Genomic DNA, 23,804 nt, shown 5'->3' with positions numbered 1-23,804 from the left:
CGGGAGGGTCGGCAGGGTTGACACCGCGATCAACACCCCTTGAGCATGAGGAAATAGCGCGAAGCCTGCGACTCATCTTCATTTGTTCCGACGCTCGATGTGAGGAGCGCGCGTGACAAGTTCCGAAGAAGACGGCAAAACCACCATTTTCCTTGTGCAGCAGGGCGTCTGGGAAATGCCCCTGGAGTCGATGCCACTGGCTTCCGGGTATCTGAAATCGACCCTCATGGCGGACGACGAAATCAGCCCCCACGTCGATGTCTCCATCAAGAATTTCCGAGGCGGCACCACGAATTCGGTCATGGCCAACGGACTCTTCAGCGACGGCCCGCCGGATATTCTCGCCTTCTCTGTACTGGGGTGGAACTACCAGTCCTTCGGCGCTCTCGCCGCCACCTTCAAGCAGCTCAACCCGGCCGGCCTCGTCGTATTCGGCGGCACCCACGTGGCCAACCAGGCGGCCCGCGCCTTCCGGATGTTTCCCGAGGTGGACGTGGTGGTCAACGGCGAGGGCGAGCTGACGTTCAGGGAGCTGGTCCGGGCCCGTCTGGCGGGCGTGGACCGGCACGCCCTCGGCTCGGTCGCCGGAATCTCCTACCGCGGGCCGGACGGCGAGGCCGTCACCACCGAGGAGCGCCCGCGCCTCGACGATCTCGAACAGATCCCCTCGCCCTTTCTCACCGGGGCTCTGGAACTGACCGACGAGAAGGGCGAGTTCCGGTACGACGTGGCTCTGATGGAGACCAACCGCGGCTGCCCCTACAAGTGCGCCTTCTGCTACTGGGGCGGCGCCGTGGGCCAGAAGGTCCGCGCCTTCTCCCTGGACCGGCTGCGCAGCGAGCTGGAGCTGTTCGCCAAGCTGAAGGTCCACACCATCGTGGCCTGCGACGCCAACTTCGGGCTGCTTCCCGGCGACCTGGAGTTCGTCGAGGCACTGATCGAGACCCGGGACACCTACGGCTTCCCGCGGGCCCTGGAGACCTCCTGGGCCAAGAACAAGTCCAAGACGTTCTTCAAGATCGTCCAGCGGATGAAAGAGGCCGGCATGCACAGCTCCTTCACGCTGGCCCTCCAGACCCTCAGCGACAGCGCGCTGGAGACCATGAACCGGCGCAACATGAAGGTGAACGAGTGGGAGGACCTGGCGGCCTGGCTCGACCGGGAGGGCCTGGACTGCTACGCGGAGCTGATCTGGGGTGCCCCCGGGGAGACCGTGGAGTCCTTCATGGAGGGCTACGACCGCCTCGCCCGCCGCGTGTCCAGGATCGCCGTCTACCCCATCCTGCTGCTGCCCAACACCGACTACATGGAGAAGAAGGAACTCTTCGGGATCACGGCGACCCGCGGCGACCACGACGACTTCGAGTACGTGCTCGCGCACGACACCATGACCTTCGCCGACAACCAGTACATGCAGCGATTCCTCTTCTGGGCACGGGTGGTCGCCGAGAACGCGGTGTTCCGCTACATCTGGGGCTCGCTCCGGCACTTCGCCGGCCTGACCCAGTCGCGGGTGCTGATCAACCTGGGCGACTGGATGGCGGAGGCCGACGATCCGGCGGCGGTGCCGTTACGGGAGTACTGCGCGACCGCCGCCGGAGGCACCGACTCCTTCGGCGCGGCGATCAGCTACTTCTACACCGATCCGGAGGCCGAACGCCTGCTGCACCGGTGGTGGGAGGAGTCGATCCGCCCCCTCGTCCCCGAACGGTTCCGGCCGGTCCTCGACGAGGTGTTCCGCTACGACCTGCTCACCCAGCCCGTCTTCCGCCCGGAGAACTCCGGGACCGCGTACGAGGGACTGGCCGTCGAGGAGATCCGCGACGAGCAGTACTACGTACGCAGGGACGTCCGTCTGGCCTACGACGTGCCCGCGATCGTCGCGGCCCTGCGCGCGGACCGGGAACCGGACCTCTCCCCCTCACCGCGCGTTCTCGACCTCTACTACCGGACCGGGTCGGAATCCGCGGTCACGTCGACCAACCACGAGATCGTCATCCACTTCATGGGGATGACGAAGGAACACATCCTCGCCAATGCCAACGCGGGCGGCCCGACCGCCGACCCGGCCGGCGAGGGAGGCGGCATCCGGGGCGGCTGCGGCTGACCCCGAGGGCACACCGAAGCGTCTCGACGGAGGGAACGCCCTTGACACGGCTGCTCATCGGCAACGACTTCAACGAAGACCTCTTCACCCGTATCGCCGCCTCCTGGTCGGTCCAGCGGCTGGCGTGGTTCGCCCAGGACGGCGATCTCCTCGTCCTCCCCGTCCGCCCCGAGGAGGACTTCCTCGCCTACGTCACCTCGCTCACCGGCACCCGGCGCTCGGCCATCGACGTGGTCGTCCCGGCGCCCGGCCACGCCGGGGAGGACCTGCTGACCGCCGACCGGCTGTCGGACCCCGCCTTCCTCACCGCACTGCGCGGGGCGCTGGCGGGCCGTCCCGTCACGGACGTCCTCGCCCTGTGGCCGGACACCTCGGTGGCCGCGCTGGTCCGCGCCCTCGGTGCCGAGCACGCGCTCCCGGGCCTCGGCTTCGCCGCCCAGAGCGGTGGTGCCCTGGCCAACAGCAAGGCGGTGTTCCGGGCGGTGGCGGCGGGCGCCGGGGTGCCGATCCCCGAGGGCGCGGTCTGCGCCACCCGGGAACGCGCCGCGGCCGCGATCACGGAACTGCTCGACGCGGACACGCCGGTCATCGTCAAGCAGGACTACTCGCTCGGCGGCAAGGGCAACGAGATCCTCAGCCGCGTGCCCGGCATCCAGCCCGTCGGCGCACGCCGGACGCTGATCCTCACGGGTGCGTCCGAGGTGCGGGGCTATCTCGACGAGCGATGGACGGAACTGAGCCGGGACGGCCGCGACCCGGTCGTCGTCGAGCGCTATCACCCGGACAGCACCTCCCTGTTCGCCGAGTATCTGATCACCGACGACGGCGTCGAGTTCGGCGGCACCGGCGAGATGATCATGGCACCGCTGGCCAAGGCGCAAGTGGTGCCCGCGCAGGGCCTCAAACCGGACACCGCCGGCGACCTCGTCCGGCACGGGCGGCGGTTGTGCGACCCGCTGCACGCCATGGGCTACCGCGGACGCCTGAGCGCGGACGCCGTCCTGACCCGTGACGGCGAGCTCTTCTTCACCGAGTACAACGGCCGCGTCACCATGTCGACCCACACCTACGCCGTCGTCGGCGCCCGACTGGCCGGCCTGGACCACGCGGACGACCGGGTCGTCGTCGAGCGCATCTGGCCCGACGGCTGGTCGGCCCGCTCCTTCGCCTCGGCCGTCTCGGCGCTCGCCGAGGCCGGCCTCGCCTACGACCCGTCGACCCGCACCGGGGTGGTCTTCAGCAGTGCCCTCGATCTGAGGGACCACTCGATCATGCAGTGCGTGATCGCCGAGGACCTGACCCGCGCGGCCGCCTACGAGCACCGGCTCGAGGAACTGTTCGGCCCCGGCGGCACCGCCGCACGCACCGACCCCACCGGCAAGGAGAACGCAGCATGCGGTTGAACAGCTTCGACGAATGGTCCCCGCTCAAGGAGGTCGTCGTCGGATCGGCCGTGAACTACACCTCTCACGAACGGGAGTTGTCGTTCGACCTGTTCTTCCACGACAACATCGTCCGCTCCGAGTGGTACTACCCGCGCCTCAGCACCGGCGGCTCCCCGGACGGGGCCGGCCGGGCCGCCGACCGCTCCCCCATCAAGCAGCGGTACGTGGACGAACTCATCGAGGACGTCGAAGGCATCGTCGCCACCCTGGAGTCCCTGTCGGTGAAGGTGCACCGGCCGCTGGACGTCGACGCGTCCACCACGGAGGTGCGCACCCCGGCCTGGTCGGCGGCCGTCGTGCCCCCGCTGAACGTCCGCGACAACACCCTGGTCCTCGGGGACGAGATCATCGAGACCCCGCCCATGATCCGCTCCCGCTACTTCGAGACCCAGTTCCTCACGCCGGTCTTCGCCGAGTACTTCCGGCAGGGCGCCCGGTGGACCGTCATGCCCCGGCCGCTGATGACGGACGCCTCCTTCGACCTGTCGTACGCCCGGAGCAGCAACGTGGGCGGCCCCACGGAACCGATCGAGGACCCGCAGGCCTCGGCGTACGACGTGGGCTTCGAGATGATGTTCGACGGGGCGCAGTGCCTGCGGCTGGGCCGGGACGTCATCGTGAACATCTCCACGGCCAACCACGCCCTGGCCTGTGACTGGCTGGAGCGGCACCTGGAGGGCCGGTTCCGCATCCACCGGGTGCACCGGCTCAGCGACAGCCACATCGACAGCATGGTGCTGGCGCTGCGGCCCGGCACACTGCTGGTGCGCAACAAGGAGGTGCTGGACTTCCTCCCGGAGGCGTTGCGGAGCTGGGACCTGATCGTGCCGCCGCCGCCCGGGAAGAACAACTTCCCGCAGTATGAGGACGACGACCTGGTGCTCACCAGCCCGTTCATCGACCTCAACGTCCTGTCGGTCGACCCCTCGACGGTGCTGGTCAACAGTGCCTGCCCGGACCTCATGCGGACCCTGGAGCAGCACCGGTTCACCGTCGTCCCGGTACGTCACCGCCATCGGCGGCTCTTCGGGGGCGGCTTCCACTGCTTCACGCTCGACACCGTCCGCGACGGCGGCCCCGAAGACTACCTCGGTCTCGGCTGACGTCGAGGAGAGGAGCAGACCATGACCCGGACCAGCGGCCCCCTCGCACGGATCGTGTCGGTCGGGACCGCCGTGCCGCCGGCCTCGTACACGCAGGAGGAACTGCTCTCGATCTTCGGGGTGACCGATCCCCGGGTCCGGTCCGTCTTCCTGAACAGCTCGATCGAGCGCCGCCACCTCACCCTGCCGCCCCGCGACCCGGACGGCACCCCGCGGGCGGAGACGCAGGGCGACCTGCTCCGCAAGCACACCTCCAGCGGGCTCGTCATCGGCCGCGAGGCGATCGAGGCGTGTCTGAAGCGGCTGGACGCCGATCCGGACGACGTGGCGTTCCTGTGCTGCGTCTCGTCGACCGGGTTCCTCACGCCGGGCTTCAGCGCGCTGCTGATCAGGGAGCTCGGGCTGCCGCCCTCGTGCGGACGGCTCGATGTGGTCGGCATGGGCTGCAACGCCGGGCTCAACGCGCTCGCCGCGGTGACCGGCTGGGCGAGCGCACACCCCGGACGGCTCGCCCTCATGGTGAGCGTCGAGGTCTGTTCGGCCGCGTACGTCTTCGACGGCACCATGCGCACCTCCGTCGTCAACAGCCTCTTCGGGGACGGCGCGGCCGCCGTCGCCGTGGTCGCGGACGCCCGGCCGGGGAGCGGGGCGAGCGCCGGCGCGGAGCCGTCGTACTCCGGCGAGGTCCCCGCGGTGCTCGGCTACGCGAGCCGCATCATCACCGACGCGATCGACGCGATGCGCTACGACTGGGACGAGGACCGGGGACGGTTCTCCTTCTTCCTCGACCCAGAGGTGCCGTACGTGGTCGGCGCGCACGCGGAGGAGACGGTCGACCGGCTGCTCGGCGACGCCGGTCTGCGCCGCTCGGACATCGCGCACTGGGTGATCCACTCGGGCGGCAAGAAGGTCGTCGACGCGGTCCGTGTGAACCTCGGCCTCACCCGCCACGACGTGCGCCACACCCTGTCGGTGCTGAGGAACTTCGGAAACCTCTCCAGCGGCGCCTTCCTGTTCTCCTTCCGGCAGCTCTGGGAGGAGGGAACCGTCCGGCCCGGTGACCACGGCGTGATGATGACCATGGGCCCCGGCTCGACGATCGAGACCGCACTGCTGCGCTGGTGAACCGCACCGGAGCGCTGGTGAGGCGCGCATCCCCGGCGCGGCCCTCGTGGCCGTGGCGGGCACGGGCGCGCGGGATTGGGGAAGCATGAACGAGCATGTCACCCGGGACGTCGCCGAGTTCATCGACGGGCTCGGCTTCATTCTGACGGTCGACGGGACCCGCCCTCTCGACGAGCTGACGGCGTCGGTGACCTCGGTGTGCGCCCGGGCGGAGGAACACGGCGGCCAGAGCGTGGTCGTCCTGCGTCTGCGGTCGGCCCGTCCCGACCGGTCCTGGCCGGGCCGGGTGCGCATCGGGGAGGTGAACCGGTGGGAGCGCGCGGTCCGCGGGATCGAGCGGCTGGCGGCGGTCACCGTCGCGGTGTCGGAGGGGGTGTGCGGCGGTCCCGCGCTGGATCTGCTGCTCACCGCCGACTTCCGGATCGCCTCGCCCGACTTCCGGTTGCTGCTGCCGGTCAACGACGAACATTTCTGGCCGGGCATGGCGGTCCACCGGCTGGTGGGCCAGCTGGGAGCCGCCCGGGCCCGCCGACTGGTGCTGTGGGGACATGAGGTCACCGCGCAGCAGGCCGTGTCCCTCGGCCTGGTGGACGAGATCGGGCACGACCCCGAGGAAGCGCTGCGCGCGGCCGTCGTGATGCTCGGCCGACTCAGCGCGCCCGAGGTCGCGGTACGCCGCAGACTGATCCTCGAAGCCTCCGCCACCCCCTACGAGGAAGCCATCGGCACGCATCTGGCGGCCTGCGACCGCGAGTTGCGCCGGCTGGCCCGCGACGAGGAGTCCGCCACATGGTCATGACACCCGACGGGACGACCGCCGGAGCCACTCCCATGCCCGCCGCGCCCCCGCTGGACGGCCCCCTCGACGAGGACGCCTCGGTGCTGGCGGAGCAGGCGGAGCACGGGGAACGGATCCTGGCGCGTCTGCCCGCCCCGGCCGACCGTGACGCCGGACAACGGAGCCTGGCGGCGGACGTGTTCGGCGCCTGCCGGCAGACCCGCGAGCAGTTCATGCGCCGCCACGCCGAGGCGGTCTACGACGCCCTGACGGACGGGCGCACGCGCCGGCACCGGCTGACGGAGCTGGTGTTCGCCGCCGCCGAGCGTTTCCGCGGCCTGGTGCCCGACCGGAGGCAGATGGACGAGGAGAACGCCCGCGTCCAGGCTCACAAGGAAGGCCGGGAGATCGATCAGGGGATCTTCTTCCGCGGCGTCCTCCGCTCCCCGACCGCCGGAGCGCATCTGACGGACACCATGCTGATGGCCTCGCCCCGCGCGCTCGCCCTCGCCGACCGCTACCGCCGTGACGGACGGGTCGATCTGGGGCCGGTACTGCTGGAACGCCGCGCCGCGGCCGGACATCTCACCGTGCGCAACCCGCACTGCCTCAACGCCGAGGACAACGCGCTGATCGACGCGATGGAGACGGCCGTCGACCTGGTCCTGCTGGACGAACGGACCCACGTGGGCGTCCTGCGGGGCGATGTGATGACCCACCCCCGCTACGCCGGCCGGCGCGTCTTCAGTGCCGGGATCAATCTGTCGGACCTGCGCGACGGCCGGATCTCGTTCGTCGAGTTCCTGTTGCGCAGGGAGCTGACCTATCTGAGCAAGATCCTGCGTGGTCTGCTGCTTCCGCCCGCCGAGGCCACCTTCGCGGTGCCGTCCCTGCAGAAGCCGTGGGTGGCCGCGGTCGACTCGTTCGCCATCGGCGGCGGCATGCAGCTGCTGCTGGTCTTCGACCGGGTCATCGCCGCCGACAGCGCCTTCTTCAGCCTTCCGGCCGCTCAGGAGGGCATCGTGCCCGGGGCGGGCAACCTGCGGCTCGGCCGGTTGACCGGCTCCCGGCTGGCCCGCCGGATCATCCTCTCCGGCCGGACGATCCGGGCGACCGACCCCGAGTCCGCGCTCGTCTGCGACGAGGTGGTGGCCGAGGACGCCGTGGACGACGCCGTCGAGGCCGCCGTACGGGAGCTGGACAACCCCGCCGTGGTCGCCAACCGGGCGATGCTCGCCCTAGCCGAGGAGCCGGCCGACCAGTTCCGCGTCTACATGGCCGAGTTCGCCTTCACCCAGGCGTGCAGGCTCTACGGCGAGGACGTCATCGGCAAGGTGGACCGGGCCTGGTCCCGCTCGGCCGCCCGGAGGCGACCTCCTTCCTGAGGAACCCGGCGAGCCGGGCCACCCCTTCCTCGATCCGGTCCGGCTCCAGGTAACTGCACGACAACCGCAACTCGTTGTCGCCCTTGCCGCTCGCGTAGAACTGCGACATCGGCGTCCACAGGACGCCGTGCTCCGACGCGGAGGTCTCCAGCAGGGCGGCGTCGGCCGACACCGGCAGCCGCATCCGTACGAAGAAGCCCCCGGCCGGACGCGACCAGCTCACCCCCGGCGGCAGCCCGGCCTCCGGCGAGAGATGCCGGTCGAGCGCGTCCAGCAGCAGCGCGAGGTTGCGGCGGTACAGCGCGGACTTGCGCTGCGCGAGGGCCTTCAGCGATCCGCCGTGTTCCAGGAGCATGCCGCCCACCACCGCCTGGCAGATGGGCGAGGTGTTGACGGTCACCATGCTCTTGCTCACCGCCAGTTCGTCCGCGAGCAGCCGTCGCCCGCCGTCGCCGGTACGGACCACCTGGTCCGCGACGACGTAGCCGACCCGGGCACCCGGCAGACACACCTTGGCGAAGGTGCCCAGATGGACCACCCGGCCCTCGGTGTCCAGCGCCTTCAGCGGGGGAAGCTCCTCCCCCGGCGGTGCGGTGAAGCCGTAGGCCCCGTCCTCCAGCAGCAGCAGGTCCTCCTGCTCGGCCAGGGCCAGCAGGCGCCGCCGGGCGGCGAGACTCGTCAGGCTGCCCGACGGATTGGAGTAGTCCGGGGAGACGTACACGGCCCGGATCCGCTCGCCCCGGGACCGCGCGGCGCGGCACCGCGCCCACAGCGCGTCGACGTCGACGCCGTCCTCGGCCTCGTCCACGGAGACCACGTCGACGTTCAGCAACCTGGCGGCGCCGCGCATGCCGACGAAGCAGGGGTCGACGACGGCCAGCAGGTCCCCCGGCCGGGCGCACAGGGCATGCAGCGTGAGCAGCATCGCCTCCTGCGCGCCCACCGTGACGACCACGGCGTCCGGCGCGGCGTCGATCCCGTGGTCACGGCGGAGCGCGTCCGCCACGAGTTCGTTGATCAGCCCCCGGCTGGGTCCGTACTCGTACAGCAGGCGCCTGGCCTGGTCCCGACTCAACCCGCGCCGGGCGACCTGATGGGCGATCCATGTGTCGACATGGCGGCCCACGTCGAGGTCGTCGAGGAAGGCGAGATGCGGGGCGCCGGGGGCGAACGAGATCGCGTCGGGGTACCGGCTCATGATCTCGTTGAGGAAACTGATCGAACCGAGCACCGGATCACCGAACGCGCTGTGCAGCTCGCCCTGTTGCAGCTCGCGCACGATCCGTCCCCCTCGTCCGGCTCCTGGGTCGCTCCCTACCCTCGAACAGCTTGGGGCAAGCGTGACGGGCGGTCCGTGGGGGATCTGGGCGGCCTTGCCGGCGGCGGCGTGCCGCCCGGGCATCAGGCGACGGCCGGGCCCTGGGCGGCGAGCCGGGCGAGGTGGGCCTCGCGCAGTTCCTCCCACGGAGTGCAGTCCTCCACCGCGGGCAGCCCGTTGGCCGCGACGTCCTCCAGGACGGCGGCGAACTGGTCGGCGTTGGCCCGGGTCCGGGCCGCGTATGCGCGCACCGCGTCGGCGGCGGCGGGGTCCAGCTGCTGGCGGGCGTTGTCGGCCGGGGCCGGCTGTTCGCTCATCGAGGGCTCCAGGAGCACGGAACTGGCGTGTCCCACCAAGGTATCGCCCGGCCCGGAGGCAGGGGACCGCTCGGACAAAAGCTGCCCCGATGACACAGGGCAGGACACAGCCGGCTCCAGCCCGCGCCCCGTGTGGGCCCACCTGGCGCTGCCGCTCAGTTCCGGCGGGTACCGCGGACGATCCGGCCGACGACGGCCGCGGCCTGCTCCGGGTGCTTCTCCAGCCACATGCCCAGGTGTTCCCGGACAGCGTCCGCGACGCAGGTGCGCACGACGGCGCCGCCCAGCCTGCCGCGCGTGGCACCAAGGAACTCCGGACGGTCCAGGTTCACCGACACGACCGCCGTCAGGCCCTCGCCGATCCGATCGGTGCCGAGGTCGGGGTCGTCGGCCGTCAACAGCCGCCGCTGCCGCGCGTACGAAATGACCGCGGCCGCCACCCCGTCGCGGAAGCCCTCCGCGTGCGCGCCGCCCTCGGGGGTGCGCAGATCAACCAGGTCAGGTCAGGAGCTCTACCCAGCTGGCGCTGAGCTCGTCGAGCATCTGCTCACGCGTGAGCTTCCAGTCGGTGCGATCCCAGTTCTGGGCGACGTAGTCGAGCTGGGCCATCGCGAGAACGCCCCGGAAGTGGCGTTGATGGGGCTCGAGGCGCCCGGCCCTCGCCAGTCCGTCCTCGATGTCGCTGATGGCCTCTTCCATCCATCGCTCGACCAGGTCGGTGAGTTCCGGGTCGACCACCGCGGCGTCGCGGCCGATGCGGATGATGGGTCGGACGGCGGGCCAGCTGTCGGCGGTTCGCCGTAGCCACGTCCTGATGGCCTCGGGTGTCCCATCGGCGACGGTGGCCACGAGGTCGTGCGCCGTGGAGCCGTGCTCGGGGGACCGGGCGCGCTGGAGCGCCTCGTTGAGCCGCTCGTCGATGAGCGCCTTCATCAGTTCGCTGCGGGAGGGGAAGTACGCGTAGAAGGTCACGCGTGTGGTGCCCGCCGCAGTGGCGATGTCGTCGACGGTGGTGGCGGCGTACCCCTTCGTCTTGAACAGCTCGAGTCCCGACTCGAGCAGCAGGCGGCGCGTCATCTGCTTCTGCGCCTCACGAAGGTTCGCCATGACCGGATCCTAACGCTCCGCCGCACGTCACCCCGGGTGTCCGCGGCTCGGTGGAGCAGGTCGACCGAGAGCCGTTCCCGCAGCTACGGGGACCGTGCTGCCGTATGACGTCCCGGTTTCGATGTGTCCGGTCATCGTGGTGCCGGCTCGCTGGGGTGGAGTTCCTCGACGTCGTCGCCGGTCGCCTGGGGGACCTGGATGCTTTCGCCCTCGACGTCGAGGTGGGGCAGGACCCGGTCGAGTCGGCGGGGCAGCCACCAGGCCCGGTCGCCGAGGAGGGCCAGCACCGCGGGTACGAGGGTCATGCGAACCAGGAAGGCGTCGGCCAGGACTCCGAAGGCCAGCGCGAACGCGATCGGCATGATGTCGATGTTGTGAGAGAAGAGGAAGCTGATGAACACCGAGACCATGATGACGGCAGCCGATGTCACCACCCGGGCCGCGTTGCGTGCGCCGACGACGATCGCCGCCCGGGCGTTGCGGTGGCGGACGTAGTCCTCGCGTATGGCGGACACGAGGAAGACCTCGTAGTCCATGGAGAGGCCGAAGAGCACGGCCATGACGATGATGGGCACGAAGCTGGCCACGGGGCCCTGACTGGGCACACCGAGCAGGCCGGACAGCCAGCCCCATTGGAAGACCGCGACGGTTGCGCCGAAGGCCGCGCCGATGGACAGCAGGAATCCCACGGTCGCCTTGAGGGGGATGGCGATGGACCGGAACGCGACCATCAGGAGCAGCAGGGAGAGGCTGATCACGACGATGGCGAAGGGCACCAGCGCGCCGCCGAGCTTGGACGAGACGTCGATGCTGACGGCCGTCAGGCCCGTCACCGCCACGTAGCTGTTGTGCGCGTGGGCAATGGGCTGCGTCTCGGTACGCAGTCGGGAGACCAGGTCGCTGGTCTCCTCGGCGCGGGGTCCGGTGGTGGGAATGACCTGAACACGGGCCGCTCGCTTGTCCTCGGCCACATCGACGCCACTTACGTCCGCGATGCCCTCGATGCCGTTCAGCTTGTGCACGACGTCGGTGGCCGTGGACTGGATGGCGCCTGGGTCGTCGTCCTCGATGATGACGACCAGAGGACCGTTCGCGCCGGGCCCGAAGGCGTCGCGGATCATGTCGTAGGCCTGGCGGCTGGACGTGCTGGTGGCGTGGGATCCCTCGTCGGTGAGGGCGAGCTTGAGCTGAATGGCGGGAATCGCCAAGGCGATGAGGGCGACGGTGCCGAGGATCAGGTTGCGCCGGGGGTGGCGCAGTACGCCCTCTGTCCAGCGCACGCCCAGGGTGGCCTTGCCGTCTTTTTGACCGGCCTGGCGGGCGGCGCGTGATCCGGGCTTGGGGATGAGCCTGCGTCCGGCCATGCCCATCAGTGCGGGCAGCAGAGCGAGCGCCACGACGACGGCGACCGCGACCGCCCCGGCGGACGCGAGTCCCATGGAGGTCAGCATCGGGACACCCGCGACGGACAGGCCCGCCAGGGCGATGACGACGGTGGCTCCGGCGAAGACGACGGCGCTGCCCGCGGTCGCCGTGGCCTTGGCGATGGACTCCCGGACGGGAGTGCCGCCGGCGAGCTGGGTGCGGTGGCGGAAGACGATGAACAGGGCGTAGTCGATGCCGACGGCCAGGCCCAGCATGAGGGCCAAGGTCGGGGCGTTGTTGGATATCCCGACCGTCGACGCCAGGCCGATCATCGCAGCCATCGTGCCGACGACGCCGAGAATGGCGGTGATCAGCGGGAGGCCGGCGGCGAGCAGCGAACCGAACGTAATCACCAGGGCAGCCAGTGCCACCGCGAGGCCGATCATCTCGGTGGGACCGAAGGGCGAGCTTTCCGGACGGTAGGCCTTACCGCCGTACGCGGTCCTGAGCCCCGCCCTGCGGGCCTCGGCCCCCGCGTCCTTGACGGCCTTCAGCGTCGCGTCGGCCGCATCGCCGTCCGGCTTGGCGTCGAAGAGGATGTGGGCGACCGCGGTGCGCGCGTCCTCTGACACCAGGCCGCTCTCGGCCGGATCGCTGACCCGGATCACCCCGTCCACCCGACCGGTCGCGACGAGGGTCGATGCGAGGGACTTCTGCACCTGGGGCTCGGTCACCTTGTGGCCGGAAGGCACCTGGAAGACGATCTGCCCGGATATGCCGGCCGGTTCCGGCCAGTGCCGGTCCATCTTGGTCAGCGCTGTCTCGGTCGGTGAGCCGGGGATGGAATTGCTGTCCTGGAACGTGCCGGCGAAGGAGATACCAAAGCCTGCCACGGCGCTGAGGGCGAGCAGCCAGCCGATCAACATCGTTCGCCACCGCCGGGCCCCGAAGGCGCCCAACCGGTAGAGGAGCGTTGCCATACCTTCTTCTTCCGGTAGGAGTGGGAGTGACATGGCTGAACTTTGAGAAGGGATCCGACCTGTTCATTGCCACCGGCGAGCGCAGTGGCAAGAACCCCTCAGTCGCGTCGCGAACACCTACCTGGGCTCGCCGAGTACGAGAGGAAGCGGGCGCAGCCCGGGGTCGTCGCGCAGGCACACGTCGACGTCGCCGCCCTGAAGGCGGACGAGGCCCGCAGGCCGCCGGAATCTCCTGCACCTCAACTACGGGCGCCCGGGCCCGTACGCGGTGGCCGAGCTGCGGGCCGCCAGGCAACCGAACGCCGCCAAGCCGTCCCGCCGGACGGCAGGCTCAAGCTGTTCGTCACCCAGCGGGACGGGGCCGCTATCTTGCCTTTCCGGGTCACCGCGCTCATGCTCCCGCTCTCCCTGTCGCGTGGGCTCCTTCTCAGTTTGATCGTGCGGGGTGCATCGGCAAGTCACGGCAGGCACTCGTGGACCAAGCTAGTGACACTGCACAGGGTGCCGGGGGAAGTCCCGGCGGCGCAGGATCCCGCAGGGGTGCCCGCACGGGTCCGAACGGTCACGGTCCTGGCTTCGAGGTGAACGCGGACGCGCCTCTGTCGCCTTCTGGTGTGCCCCTGCGTTGTCGCAGCGCCCACAACGCGACGGGGGCTCCGACCCCGACCAGCGCGGACGCCAGACACAGACCGGCTTGGTAGCCGGAGAGAAAGGCATCCGAGTCATTGGCTCCTGCGGCGGCCGCAGCCTGTTCCACGAACGACACCATCGCGCCCACGAGGGCGATCCCGACGACTCCGGATGCCTCACGGATGGCGCTGAACAATCCGGCGGCGATGCCGGAAAGGTGGTCGGGCGAGGATTCCAGGGCCCGAGTGGTCAGCGGAACAGCGAGTGCGGAGCCGAATCCGATGGCCGAAAGGCCGGGCAGAATATGGGCGAGACTCCCTCCAGAGCTTCCCAGGGCGGCCATCAGCAATCCCAGGCCGACCATGAGCAGGCCCGCAGCGGAGATTCGCCCGTCTCCCCAGCGGCTCGCCATCCGGGCAATGAAAGGGGCGGCGGCGATCAGGGAAACAGCTACGGGGACAAACGTCAGTCCGGCCGACGTCGGGGTGAGGTCCAGGCTGGTCTGCAGGAATTGCGACGTGAAGAAATAGACCCCGCTCACGCTCAGACCCCACAGCAGTTGAGTGATGATTCCACCCACGAACGGGCGTTGCCTGAAGAGGAGCCGCAGCGCTGCGTTACGGCGCAGCGTCAGCTCGTACGACAGGCCGACAGTGGAGGCCGCGAACACGAATCCTGACGTGACGACGGGAAAGCTGACGAACCCGCCCGCAGGTCCTTCGATCAGACAGTGGGCGAGGGATGCCAACGAGCAGCACGCCAATGCGACCACACGGAGAGAGAGGGAGGCCGGCCGTGTGGACCCGGAGGAGGCCGAGGGGGCACGCCGGGGGACGATGAAACCGACCAGGAGACTCACGCATCCAAGTGGCACGTTCATCGCGAACACCGACTCCCAGCCCAGGTGCTGTGTCATGACACCGGAGACAACAGGTCCGCAGGCCAGTGCCGAGGCCAACGTGGCAGTGGTGGCGCTGAACGCCGCGTTGCGTGAGCGGGGCGGAAGATCGTGTGACAGGACCGCCAGTGACGCCGGCAGGATCAGCGCCGCACCGGCTCCCTGAAGCCCTCGAAAAGCGATCAGGAACACCCCTGAGGTCGCCAAGCCGCACCCGGCCGAGGAGATACTGAAGAGGGTGACACCCAGCAGCAGCGTCGCACGCCGCCCGACGGTGTCGGCCAGATGCCCGCCCAGCAGGAGAAGGCTTGCGAGGGTGAGTGGATAGATGGCTGCCACCCACTTCAAGTCGACGTCGTCCAATGCGAGTTCAGCTCGAATTTGAGGCAGTGCCACATTGACGATGGTGTTGTCCAAGGCCGTCATGAATGACGGCAGGAGAACGGCCAGGAGAATGGCGAGGACGCGCAGTCGACTCACGGTACCTGCCTCATGGGACGGGGGAGGGCATGGTTGGGCAGCCACGCTCTTAAATCCACTCCTGCATACGCTGCCCTTCGGGTATATCAAGGCGACTCGCGGACATTCCGATGACATATGTCGGGCGGGTAGCTGCCTCGGCGTGTCACTGGAAGCTCGGCATCCCTCCGTGTTTGGCTGTTCGCTCACCAGTGCCGCTCTTTCGTGGAAACGGCGATGGGCGGTGACAACTGACCGGATTCGCCCGACTGCCTGACGGCCGAAGAGTCAATCCCTTCCCCAGAACAAAGGTTCGGTGACTTAGTGCTGGAAGCCGTGAGAGACACGATCAGCCACTATCTCGCTCAAGCCGCAGCACGAACACCCGACGAAACAGCGTTCACCTTCGTGGACTTCAGCAGCGACCGCGACGGCATCCCCTCCCGTCTGACGTGGCGCCAACTGGAGAAGCGGGTGCGCACGCTCGCGACGGCCCTGCGCCGCACCGGCGCAGTCGGCGAACGCGTCGCCGTCGTGGCACCACAGAACCTGGACTACGTCGTCGGCTTCCTCGCAGCCACGTGCGCCGGCGCGATCGCCGTGCCCCTCTTTCCTCCGGACCTGCCCGGCCATGCGGAGAAACTCGCCGCCGTACTCAGCGACGCCGACCCGGTGCTCGCCCTCACCAGCCCCGACTCGCTTCAGTCCGCCGAGAAGTTCTGCGCCAACCAGGACGGTCTCCGCGTGCGCGTGATCACCGAGCAGGACCTGCTCTCGGGGCCTGCGGCAGGGGCTGTACCGACGGGCGGAGAGATCTCGCATCCGGAACCCGAGGACTGTGCCTACCTGCAGTACACCTCGGGATCCACCCGCCTGCCTTCCGGCGTGGAGATCACCCACGCCAACGTCTGTGCCAACGCACGCCAGGCCCTGGAGGCGTACGACATCCGCACCGGGCGCAACTGCACCGTCGGCTGGCTTCCGCTCTACCACGACATGGGTCTCGTACTGGCGATCATGGTGCCCGTCGTGGGCCACATCCCCTCCGTGATCATGGATCCGCTGGCCTTCGTCCAACAGCCCGTCAGATGGCTGCGGCTGCTCACCCAGCACCAGGGAGCGATGACCGCCGCTCCCAACTTCGCCTACGACTACTGCGCACGCCGCGTCACCGATGAGGAGCGCGGCGAGCTGTCGCTGGGATCCGTCGCCGCCATGGTCAACGGCAGTGAACCGATCGCCGAGCAGGCGCTCCGACGGTTCCATCAGGCCTTCGCCCCGGCCGGCGCGGTCCGCACGGCCATGCGCCCGTCGTACGGGCTGGCCGAGGCGACCGTCTTCGTCTCCGCCTCACCGGTCGGCGAGGAGCCGACCGTCACCGGCTTCGACCGGGACGCGCTGGCGGCCGGCACCGCGCGGGTGGCCGAGGACAGCGAGGGGCAAGGGGTGACCCGCCTGGTCGGCTGCGGCCTGCCCACCGGACAGGAGGCCGCCATCGTCGATCCGGTCACCCGCGTTCGTCTGGAGGACGGGCACGTAGGCGAGATCTGGCTTCGCGGACCCAACGTCGGACGTGGCTACTGGGGACGCCCGGAACAGAGTGAGGCCACCTTCCGTGCCGTCCTCCACGGCGACGACCCGGGCGACGGAACGCAGCACTGGCTGCGCACGGGCGATCTGGGGCTGTGTCACAACAAACAGCTGTACATCACCGGCCGCATCAAGGACCTCGTGATCATCGACGGCACCAATCATTATCCGCAGGACATCGAGCAGACCGTCGAGAACGCCCACCCGGCCGTCCGCCGCCATCACACCGCGGCGTTCTCCGTCCTCACCGATGACGGAGAACGCCTGGTCGTCGTCGCCGAGCACGCCCGTGACCTGGCAGACGCCCATGGCGTCGGGGACGAGGCGACACGGGCCGTCCGCGCGGCGGTCTCCAACGGTCACGGCGTCGCCATCCACGACTTCGTCCTGGCCCGGCCCGGCACCGTACCCCACACCACCAGTGGCAAGGTCGCCCGCGGCGCCTGCCGCGAGCACTACCTCCAGGGCGCCTGGAGCTCCGACACCCCAGCGCAGAGGGAGACCGGCACCGCATGAAGCAACCAGGCGGAGACCAGGAGGCCGTCAAGGACGTCCGGACCAGCACCTTCACCACAGACCGTCGCTCCGGGCCGGATGTCGCGGCGCTGCGGAGCACACTGGTGCGGCTGGTCTCGGACATCTGTGGCATCTCCCCGGAAGAGCTCGACGACGCGCGCCCGCTGGCGGAGTACGGCCTCACCTCCCGCGACGCCGTCGGACTGAGCGGTGAGCTGGAGAAGGTGCTCGACCGCCCCCTGTCCGCCACCTTTCTGTGGGAGAACCCCACCGTCGGACAACTGGTCAGCGCCCTGACGACCGACGAGGACGCCGGTCCGGTGGAGACGGACGGGCGGCTCCGTGCGTCCGACGAAGCGGCCGCCGCCTCCCCTGCCGAGGACGGCGCCATCGCCATCGTCGGCATCGGATGCCGTCTGCCCGGAAACGTGCGCGGGTCGGACGCGTTCTGGGAGCGACTCCTGGCCGGCGCGGATCTGGTCGGCCAGGTGCCCGAAGGACGCTGGCGGAACTTCGCCGGCTCAGCGTCCGACGTCACAGCCCTGATGGAATCCACCACACGATGGGGCGCCTTCCTCGACGACATCGAGGGATTCGACGCGAAGTTCTTCGGTATCGCACCCCACGAGGCCGAAGTCATGGACCCCCAGCAACGGCTGCTGCTCGAAGTCAGCTGCGAGGCACTGGACCATGCGGGAGTACCTGCCCACGCCCTCCAGGCCACCACCACCGGAGTCTTCGTCGGCCTGAGCGCCCTCGAGTACGGGCATCTGACCACCTCGGACCCCGCTCGCCTGACCCCGTGGACCAGCACCGGAGCCGCCGGCAGCATCGTCGCCAACCGCGTGTCCTACCTGCTCGACCTGCGCGGCCCCAGCATCACCGTCGACTCGGCCTGCTCGTCGTCCCTCGTGGCGGTGCACCTGGCCTGCCGCAGCCTGCGCGGCCGGGAGTGCGACACCGCACTGGCCGCGGGCGTCAATGTGCTTCTGTCCCCTGCGGTCACGGCCTCTTTCGAACAAGCCGGCGCGCTGGCCGACGACGGCAGGTGCAAGCCCTTCGACGCCTCGGCGGACGGAATCACCCGTGGTGAGGGCTGCGGCGTGGTCGTGCTCAAGCGACTCGCCGATGCCCGGCGTGACGGCGACATGGTGATCGCCGTCATCAAGGGCACCGCCGTGAATCAGGACGGCCGGTCGGCGGGCCTCATGGCGCCCAACCCGACGGCCCAGGAAGCGCTGCTGCGCGACGCCCTGCGTGACGCGCGGATCGACGCCGTGGACGTCGACTACGTCGAAGCGCACGGGACGGGCACCCTGCTGGGGGATCCCATCGAGGCGACGGCCCTCGGAGCGGTCGTCGGAGCCGGAAGGCAGGCCGAACAGCCGCTGCTGATCGGGTCGGTCAAGAGCAACCTGGGCCACCTCGAGGGCGCGGCCGGCATCATGGGCCTGATCAAGACCGCCCTGGCCCTGCGGCACGGCCGTATTCCGGCCAGCCTGCACTTCCACACGCCCAACCCGCACATCGACTTCGCCGGACTGGGCCTGCGCGTGGTCACCGAACCGACCGCATGGCCCACCGACGGTCGCCGTCCCGGACGTGCCGGCGTGTCCGCCTTCGGGTTCGGCGGTACGAACGCCCACGCCGTCCTCGAACAGGCGCCGCCGCCCGCCGCGGTCCCTGCGCAGCCTTCGCGGGCCGACGGCGAAGAGGCCGGCCACCCGCACGTCCTGGTGGTGTCCGCCCGCTCCTCCGACCGGCTCCCCGACGTGGCCGCGAGTCTGTCGCGATGGGTGGCCGCCGACGACGCGCCCGCCCTCACCGACATCGCCCACACTCTCGCCTCCTACCGCCGTGGCCCGTCCTGCGCCGCGGTCGTCGCGCGAACCCGCACCGAGGCGGCCGACAAGCTCGCCGCGCTGGCCCGCGGCGAGACGGTTCCCGGCGTGGTCGCCGCGTGCACCGACGCCGGAGCGGCGCAGTCGTTCACAGCACGCCGACCGGTCTTCGTCTTCTCCGGTTACGGCTCACAGTGGGAGGGCATGGGGCGGCGGCTGCTGACCGACGACTCCCACTTCGCCGCCCAGGTCTCCGCCCTCGATCCGGTCTTCCTCGCGGAAACCGGCTCCTCACTGACCGGCATGCTCACGTCCGATTCCGGCCGGACGGTTGACTGGATCCAGCCGCTGCTCTTCGGCATGCAGCTGGCACTGGCGCAGACCATGCGAGCCCATGGTGTGGAACCCGCCGCTGTCATCGGACACTCGATGGGCGAAGTCGCAGCCGCCGTGTTCGCCGGCGCTCTCGACCCCGACGACGGACTCCGGGTCATCGTCCGCCGCTCGGCCCTTCTCGCCACCATCGACGCCGAAGACGCCGGCGCGATGGCCGCGGTCGAGTTGTCCACACAGTCCCGGGCGGACGTCCTCAGCCGATTTCCCGGTGTCGAGGTCGCCGTCCACTCCTCGCCCCGGCGCTGCACGGTGGCCGGACCGGCCCAAGCCGTGCGTGACCTGGTGGATGAGCTGACCGAGCAGGGCCGCCTCGCCCGACTGCTCGAAGTCGGCGGAGCCGGACACTCGGCCGCGGTCGATCCCATCCTGACGCCCCTGCGCGAAGATCTTGCCGCCCTGCGCCCGCGCACACCCACCACGCGCTGGTACAGCACGGTCCTCGACGATCCCCGCACTGGCACGACGGCCGATGCCGGCTACTGGTGCGCCAATGTTCGCCGCCCGGTGCGCCTGCAACAGGCGGTGACCGCGGCCGCCGAGGACGGTCACACCCTGTTCCTGGAGATCTCACCCCACCCCCACGCCATCGTCCCGCTCACCGAGACCCTCGACGTGACCCCGGTGGGGAACCAGGCCCTGGTCGTCCCGACCCTGCACAAGAACGCCGACGACACGGTCGACGTACGCGCCGCGCTGGCCAGGCTGCACTTCGCCGGCGTCACGCTGAACACCGGGCTGTGGCCCGCCGGTGCGCGCACCACACTGCCCTCCCCCGCCTGGCGTCACGAGCGGTTCTGGTTCGCCCGCCCCGCCCGCTCCAACGAAGTCGCAGGCCACCCCCTGCTCGGGGTGCGCACCGACGACCCGAGGAGCGGTGCCGCGCTGTGGCAGACAGACGTCGGCACGCGTCGGCACAGCCCCCGGAGCACGGTCCACGACAGAGCGGTGCTGACCCTGGTGGAGGCCGCGGAACTGATGATCGAGGCCGGCCTGGACCTGTGGGCCCGAGAGGGCATCACCCGTCTCGGCATCGAGGACCTTCAGATCCACCAGTGGCTCGCCCTCTCCGACAGCACTCCTCTGACCGTGGTGTGGGACCCGGCCTCCGGCACCCACGGAACGATCTCCCTCCACGCCCGCAGCACCGGCACGGCCTGGAGCTGCCACGCCTCGGCCCGCATCACCCGTGATCCGGGAGCCGAGGGCGAGTACCACCCTGCCGCGGAGCACGAACCGGTTCTCGTCCAGCACTACGCGCTTGAGGATGTGCAGCACCCGCACCGGCCGTCCTACGCTCACCTGCTGACCGCCATGCTGGAAGCGCTGCGCGCAGCGCACACGCCGCCGGGCGGTGACCGCACCGTCGAAGCCACCGCGCACACCGTCCCGGTCGGCGTACGGTCCTTGCACATCAAGGGGCCCGGCGTCCTCGACACCGGTTACGACATCCGCTGCACGCCCGCAGGCGGCGCCGGCGCATCGGACCCCGACGTCAGCCAGTGGCACCTCACGGCCCAGGGAGACACGAGCGAGATCGTCGCCCGGCTCGTCCAGTTGCGTCCCGTCGAGCAGCACGAAGTGCCCCGGCCCCTCGGGACGAGTACCTACGACGTCCACTGGGAGAAGTCCACCGCCCCCATGCCGCTGGGCCGACTGCACCGTGCGCTGCTCGTGAGCGACGAACCCGACGCCGCGGGCGGCCTCACGGCTTCGCTCGTGTCGGCGCTGGAAGCCAAGGGTGTCGACCTCACGCTGACCGATGCCCAGGACGACGCCTGCGACGGCGTACTCGACGCTTGGCTGGGGACACCACACGACGGCCCGAGCGCCGTCGTGCTGTTGCTCCCGCAGCACGACCGCGACGACGACATGCGGCCACTGCGCACGGCAGCACGGCTGGCCCGCCTCCTGGCCGGTGGCACCCACCGGCAACCGCCGCGACTGTGGATGGCCACCGTGCTGGCACAGTCGACAGGACCCGGGGAACCCGGGACGCCGCATCTCGCCTGCCTGCGCGGACTCGTCCGGGTACTGGCACTCGAACACCCCCAGCTGCGGGCCTCGCAGGTGGACATCGACAAACAGCCCGGCGCGGTCGACGACCTGGTGGAGGAACTCCTCGCCGCCGGCGAGGACGATGAGATCGCCTGGAGGACCGGCACACGCCTCACCGCCCGTCTCGCCCGTGCCGACCTCGCCCCCCAGTACAACGACCAGGTGGTCTTCACACGTCCCGACGGCGCCTACATCGTCACCGGTGGCCTGACCGGGCTGGGGCTGGCGACAGCCGCCCGACTCGCCGAGCAGGGCGCCGGTCGCGTCGTCCTCAACGGACGTCGGGCCCCCGGACCCGAAGCCCAGGCCGTTCTCGCCGAGTTGGAGGCCCGGGGAACCTCCGTCGCCGTCGTCCAGGGAGACATCGCGGATCCCGATGTGGCCCCGAGCCTGGTGCACGCCGCCCTCACCGAGGGCCACACCCTGCGCGGTGTCGCGCACTGTGCCGGTGTCCTGCACGACCGGATGATCACGGATCTCGAGCCGGCGGACATCGACACGGTGCTGCGGCCGAAGTCCGTCGGGGCCCGCAACCTGGAGGCGGCCATCGCCGCCCACGATCTGGACTGGTGGGTGATCTACAGCTCCGCCGCGGCACTTCTCGGCTCACCGGGACAGTCCGCCTACGCGGCCGCCAACGCCTGGCTCGACGCCATGGCCCACCATCGCCGGGCCATCGGCCTGCCCGCGACCTCCATCGCCTGGGGCCCCTGGGAGAACATCGGTACGGCGGCCGGCAACCCGGCACTGGCCCTGGAGCCCATCCGGCTGGGCGAGGGAATGGACGCCCTGCAGGCACTCGTGACCCTCAACCGCACGCACGTCGGTGTCGTCCACCTCAACACGGACCGGGTGCTGGCGGCGTTCCCCGGCCTCTCGGCCATCCCCTTCTTCGCCGATGTGCTCGAGGACAGCGCGGGCGTCGCCGACGACTGGGTCGGCCCCGGCGGCATCGCGGCGTTCGGCAGCTCCGCCCCGGACACGGTGTACGCCCGCCTGGTCAGGAGAACGGCGGCCATCATGGGGTTCAGCGTCCACGAACTCAGCGAGACGACCGCGCTGACCGAACTGGGACTGGACTCCCTGATGGCGGTGCGTATCCGCAACGCGGTCCGCCTGGACTTCGGCGTCGACCTGTCCGCACCTCTCCTGCTGCGTGGTGCCTGCCTGCGCGAACTCGGCTCCGCGGTGCTGGAACAGCTCGGTCTCGACGCCGTCGACGCCGCGGGGCCGGAGGCCACCTCCCCACCGGCGACTCCGGACAGCACAGGGCAGGCACAGCCGTCCACACCCTCCCTGCCGGACTTCCTCGGAGCCAGGGACGCCGCGGAGCGGCTGGTCACGAGCGCCTGGGCCGAAGTCCTGCGCCACGGGCCCAAGGACATCCGCGAGGACTTCACCGCCGTCGGCGGAGACCACGACGCCGCCTCGGCCATGGCGGACGTCATCAGCCGGCGCCTCGGCAACGACACCCGGCTGGGACTGACGGCCGACGACATCCTCGCCCGCCGCACCGTCGTGTCCATCGCCGAACTGATCCGGCCGGTGGTCAACCGAACCGACACCTCCGCGGTCACCACCCTGCGCCCCGCACCCGCGGGATCACAGCGGCCCCCGCTGTTCACCTTTCACCCAGCCGGCGGGCCGACCTCGGTGTACCTGCCCCTGACGCAGCTGCTGCCGGCCGAACTGCCCGTGTACGGGATGGAACGTGTCGACGAGCTGAGCACGATGGAGGACAAGGCTGCCCACTACCGCACGCTCATCCGTGACATCCAGCCGGAAGGGCCCTACCACCTGCTCGGCTGGTCCTTCGGCGGATGTCTCGCCTACGAAGTGGCTCGTCAGCTGAAGCAGGAAGGACAGGGCATCGGGTTCCTCGGACTGATCGACACCATCCTGCCCGCTGCTCTGCAGCAACGGGAATCACCGGAGTTCCTGCTCGAGCGTTTCGGCCGCTTTGCCGAATACGTCGAGCAGACGTACGGTCACCGCCTCGACCTGCCCTACGAGGAGCTGGCGGCCATCCCGGACGAGCAGCAGATCGACGTCATCATGCGTCTCGTCGCCGACGCCGGCCTCGACATGAGCCCAGGGATCATGGAGCACCAACGGACCTCGTACGTCGATGCCCGCGTCGGCGAACGGTACGCCCCCCGTCCTCACGACGGCCACGTGGTGCTCTACCGTGCCCAGCAGCCGCAGCAGCTCACCACCGCTCTGGACCCGCGCTACCTACGGCAGGACGCCGACCTAGGATGGGCACCCTTGTGCCCGTCCCTCGAAATCGTCCCCGTCGGCGGCGACCACCTGTCCGTCATCGACCCGCCCCACGTCGAGACCATCGCGCAGCACCTCACCCGTGCCCTGGAGCGGCCCACCGGGTGAT

At 70.1% G+C, this 23,804-nt stretch carries 14 protein-coding genes; 8 read left to right on the top strand and 6 right to left on the bottom strand.

Annotated features, from left to right (window positions below):
- Window positions 1-112 precede the first annotated feature (112 nt).
- The 6 genes from ACZ6D7_RS17630 to dpgC all read left to right on the top strand — a co-directional run bounded on the left by ACZ6D7_RS17630 (window position 113) and on the right by dpgC (window position 7,943).
- A complete protein-coding gene (locus tag ACZ6D7_RS17630) occupies window positions 113-2,107 on the top strand; it encodes a KedN5 family methylcobalamin-dependent radical SAM C-methyltransferase (protein ID WP_469491234.1) in 1,995 nt (664 codons plus the stop codon).
- Between the two features lie 41 nt (window positions 2,108-2,148).
- Window positions 2,149-3,510, top strand: a complete 1,362-nt coding sequence (locus tag ACZ6D7_RS17625) for a preATP grasp domain-containing protein (RefSeq protein ID WP_469491232.1) — start codon at window positions 2,149-2,151, stop codon at window positions 3,508-3,510.
- The gene (locus tag ACZ6D7_RS17620; RefSeq protein ID WP_469491230.1) at window positions 3,501-4,655 is read left to right on the top strand and encodes a glycine amidinotransferase; all 1,155 of its coding nucleotides are present in this window, start codon (window positions 3,501-3,503) and stop codon (window positions 4,653-4,655) included. Before ACZ6D7_RS17625 ends, ACZ6D7_RS17620 begins: the two co-directional genes overlap by 10 nt.
- 21 nt (window positions 4,656-4,676) lie before the next feature.
- Window positions 4,677-5,780, top strand: a complete 1,104-nt coding sequence (dpgA, locus tag ACZ6D7_RS17615; protein ID WP_469491228.1) for a 3,5-dihydroxyphenylacetyl-CoA synthase DpgA — start codon at window positions 4,677-4,679, stop codon at window positions 5,778-5,780.
- Window positions 5,781-5,865: 85 nt separating this feature from the next.
- On the top strand, window positions 5,866-6,579 hold the full coding sequence (dpgB, locus tag ACZ6D7_RS17610; protein ID WP_469491226.1) for an enoyl-CoA-hydratase DpgB: 714 nt from the start codon (window positions 5,866-5,868) through the stop codon (window positions 6,577-6,579).
- On the top strand, window positions 6,570-7,943 hold the full coding sequence (gene dpgC / locus ACZ6D7_RS17605) for a (3,5-dihydroxyphenyl)acetyl-CoA 1,2-dioxygenase DpgC (protein WP_469491224.1): 1,374 nt from the start codon (window positions 6,570-6,572) through the stop codon (window positions 7,941-7,943). Before dpgB ends, dpgC begins: the two co-directional genes overlap by 10 nt.
- Here dpgC and ACZ6D7_RS17600 read toward each other — a convergent pair.
- From ACZ6D7_RS17600 to ACZ6D7_RS17575, 6 genes are all read right to left on the bottom strand, one after another.
- Window positions 7,882-9,222, bottom strand: coding sequence for an aminotransferase-like domain-containing protein (locus ACZ6D7_RS17600; RefSeq protein ID WP_469491223.1), 1,341 nt, complete (start codon window positions 9,220-9,222; stop codon window positions 7,882-7,884). The two genes, dpgC and ACZ6D7_RS17600, sit on opposite strands and share 62 nt — an antisense overlap.
- 122 nt (window positions 9,223-9,344) lie before the next feature.
- Entirely contained in the window at window positions 9,345-9,578 is a 234-nt protein-coding gene (locus tag ACZ6D7_RS17595) for a hypothetical protein (protein ID WP_469491221.1), read from the bottom strand.
- A gap of 155 nt (window positions 9,579-9,733) precedes the next feature.
- Window positions 9,734-10,066: a TopoII/MutL transducer domain-containing protein gene (locus ACZ6D7_RS17590; protein WP_469491553.1), complete on the bottom strand. Its 333-nt coding sequence runs from the start codon at window positions 10,064-10,066 to the stop codon at window positions 9,734-9,736.
- 10 nt (window positions 10,067-10,076) lie between these two features.
- The gene (locus ACZ6D7_RS17585) at window positions 10,077-10,685 is read right to left on the bottom strand and encodes a TetR/AcrR family transcriptional regulator (RefSeq protein ID WP_469491219.1); all 609 of its coding nucleotides are present in this window, start codon (window positions 10,683-10,685) and stop codon (window positions 10,077-10,079) included.
- 131 nt (window positions 10,686-10,816) lie between these two features.
- Complete coding sequence (locus tag ACZ6D7_RS17580; protein WP_469491218.1) at window positions 10,817-13,030, bottom strand: MMPL family transporter; 2,214 nt, start codon at window positions 13,028-13,030, stop codon at window positions 10,817-10,819.
- A gap of 562 nt (window positions 13,031-13,592) precedes the next feature.
- A complete protein-coding gene (locus ACZ6D7_RS17575; protein ID WP_469491216.1) occupies window positions 13,593-15,038 on the bottom strand; it encodes an MFS transporter in 1,446 nt (481 codons plus the stop codon).
- A 315-nt stretch (window positions 15,039-15,353) separates the two neighbouring features.
- Here ACZ6D7_RS17575 and ACZ6D7_RS17570 point away from each other — a divergent pair, with 315 nt between their 5' ends.
- Both ACZ6D7_RS17570 and ACZ6D7_RS17565 read left to right on the top strand, forming a co-directional pair.
- Window positions 15,354-17,123: a fatty acyl-AMP ligase gene (locus tag ACZ6D7_RS17570; protein WP_469491215.1), complete on the top strand. Its 1,770-nt coding sequence runs from the start codon at window positions 15,354-15,356 to the stop codon at window positions 17,121-17,123.
- Window positions 17,120-23,803: an SDR family NAD(P)-dependent oxidoreductase gene (locus ACZ6D7_RS17565; RefSeq protein WP_469491213.1), complete on the top strand. Its 6,684-nt coding sequence runs from the start codon at window positions 17,120-17,122 to the stop codon at window positions 23,801-23,803. The genes ACZ6D7_RS17570 and ACZ6D7_RS17565 overlap by 4 nt, the downstream gene beginning before the upstream one ends.
- Window position 23,804 lies beyond the last annotated feature (1 nt).

This window comes from Streptomyces sp. NPDC041784, assembly GCF_055591025.1.
This window is presented reverse-complemented; position numbering and strand designations above follow the sequence as displayed.